Raw genomic sequence first — 2,147 nt, 5'->3', positions numbered from 1 at the left:
CCTGGTGGCGCTGGAGGATTATCCGCTGGGGATCTGGTTCTTTAATGAAAGCGACCATGCGGAAGGGGTGTTTGTTGAGCCCTACGAAGAAGCCTGAGGCGACATAAAAATCAGGTGCACGCAAAGGTGCACCTGATGTGTATTAACAGACGCCATCAATAATGGTGAGACAGTTTAGAACGTTTCCCAGTTGTCATTACTGTTCGCCGCTGCCAATGCTGGACGCGGTGTCAGCGTCGGGGCCTTCAGGGTGCCTGATGAAGGTGCCATCACTCGCGATGCGGGTGAATCGTTAAGTTTAAATGCCGCAACGGCCTGTGTCAGACGGCCCGCCTGATCTTCCAGCGAGGCTGCCGCTGAAGAGGCTTCTTCCACCAGCGAGGCGTTCTGCTGCGTCACGTTGTCCATCTCGGTAACCGCCAGACTCACCTGCTGAATGCCACGGCTCTGCTCATCAGAGGCGGCGGCAATTTCCGACATAATATCGGTGACGCGACGCACCGCCTCGACGATCTCACCCATGGTCGAGCCAGCTTCACCCACCTGATGTGAACCGTTATTAATCAGCTCAACCGACTCGGCAATCAGCGTTTCAATCTCTTTCGCGGCCTGGGCACTACGCTGGGCCAGATTGCGTACTTCGCTCGCCACGACGGCGAAACCACGCCCTTGCTCACCGGCACGCGCTGCTTCTACCGCCGCGTTCAGCGCCAGGATATTGGTCTGGAAGGCGATACTGTTAATGACGTTGGTGATCTCAGCAATTTTCTTCGAGCTGCCAGAGATATTGTTCATGGTTTTCACCACGCCATGCACCAACTCACCACCGCTACGGGCTTTGCCGGAAGCATCCGCAGCCAGTTGACTGGCATGATGGGCGTTCTCCGCATTTTGCTTCACGGTCGCGGTGAGCTGTTCCATGCTGGCAGCGGTTTGCTCCAGCGCGGAAGCCTGCTCCTCAGTGCGTGAAGACAAATCGGTGTTACCGGCGGAGATCTCGCTGGAACCCTGATAGATGGCAACGGCGCCTTCGCGGACGGTGCCTACGGTACGCACCAGTGCGGCCTGCATCAGTTGCAGATTATGCAACAGGCTACCGATCTCGCTACGGCCATACGCTTGTTCCGGTGCGGTCAGATCGCCCTGCGCAATACGCTCAATACGCTCAACTGACTGACGCAGCGGGCTGATCACCACACGGCGGAGGAAGACGAAGGTGAGGAGCACCAATACCAGTGCAGCAGCAAAGGCCACAGCCATGGCAATAAAGCCGACGCGGGACTGGTGCGCAGCTTCCGCGTTGATCGCTTCGGCACGGTCAGTACGAATTTTTATCGCTTTCAGTAATACCGCGTTATACGCATCATCCAACTTGCGTGTCACGTCGGTTTCCTGCGCCACGATCCCTTCGAAGCTGCCTTGCTTCGCCGATTCAATCATCGGCTTCAGACCTTTGTCGATATAGTCATTGAAGGCCGCGGTGAGAGGGGCATCCAGTGCAATATCGTCAGGTGTCTTCGCTTTGCGATCCATGTAGATTTTAAAACCGTCGCGCGCTTGTTTGATGCGGGTTTCGGTGCGCGCCAGGTCGGCACGATAGCCATCCATTTCGCCAATACGGGCGGCGGCGCCTGATTGCAGCACGTTCAGGCGAGCGGTACGTAAATGGTTCGAGCTATTAGAGATGCCCATACGGATTTGAATTTCATCCGTCGCATCGTTGAGGGAATTATTACTCTGGATTAAAAAATAGCTGGCGAGGCCGATACACAGGGCAAAAAGCAGCAGAATGCCACCAAAGATCATGCTGAAAAGAGGCATCAGGCGCAGGTTCTGCCAGATGCTGAGCTTATATTGCTCATCAATCGATGCTGTTTTCATATCCTTGCTCTCATTTTGGGTAGGTGTTCTGAGAACAAGCATCGGCAGTTCAGGCTAAAGGATTAGGGGGCGAAATGAGACCTGGCTCCCAGATCCAGGCAAAACGACAAAGGGCCAATCTGCGGATTGGCCCTTTGTCGGCTACGGCTATTTACTCAAACTGTTTACATGCAGGACTATCGCACGTTGACATAAATACCGGAGGTCACATTATCGGTCAGTCGCACCACATGATAAATAACCTGTTTATTATGTGTCTTAATTTT

General features: G+C 54.3%; 1 protein-coding gene and 2 pseudogenes. 1 reads left to right on the top strand and 2 read right to left on the bottom strand.

The genetic code is table 11. The features are described from left to right. Positions 1–97 (top strand): annotated as a pseudogene (locus FT726_RS26890) (hypothetical protein); the annotation flags it as partial. Positions 98–174: 77 nt separating this feature from the next. Here the strand turns inward: FT726_RS26890 and FT726_RS26885 are convergent. Further along, entirely contained in the window at positions 175–1,881 is a 1,707-nt protein-coding gene (locus FT726_RS26885) for a methyl-accepting chemotaxis protein (protein WP_346303806.1), read from the bottom strand. 176 nt (positions 1,882–2,057) lie between these two features. Continuing rightward, a pseudogene (locus FT726_RS26880) lies at positions 2,058–2,147 on the bottom strand (transcriptional regulator RcsA); the annotation flags it as partial.

This window comes from Pantoea sp. Morm (assembly GCF_016643525.1).
GTDB lineage: Bacteria > Pseudomonadota > Gammaproteobacteria > Enterobacterales > Enterobacteriaceae > Pantoea > Pantoea dispersa.
The sequence above is the reverse complement of the archived record's forward strand: the minus strand, read 5'-3'. Positions and strand labels throughout refer to the sequence as shown.

Bases quoted from the DNA above. Each gene is read 5' to 3' on its own strand.
- FT726_RS26885 (WP_346303806.1), bottom strand. From the start codon at position 1,881: ATGAAAACAGCATCGATTGATGAGCAATATAAGCTCAGCATCTGGCAG.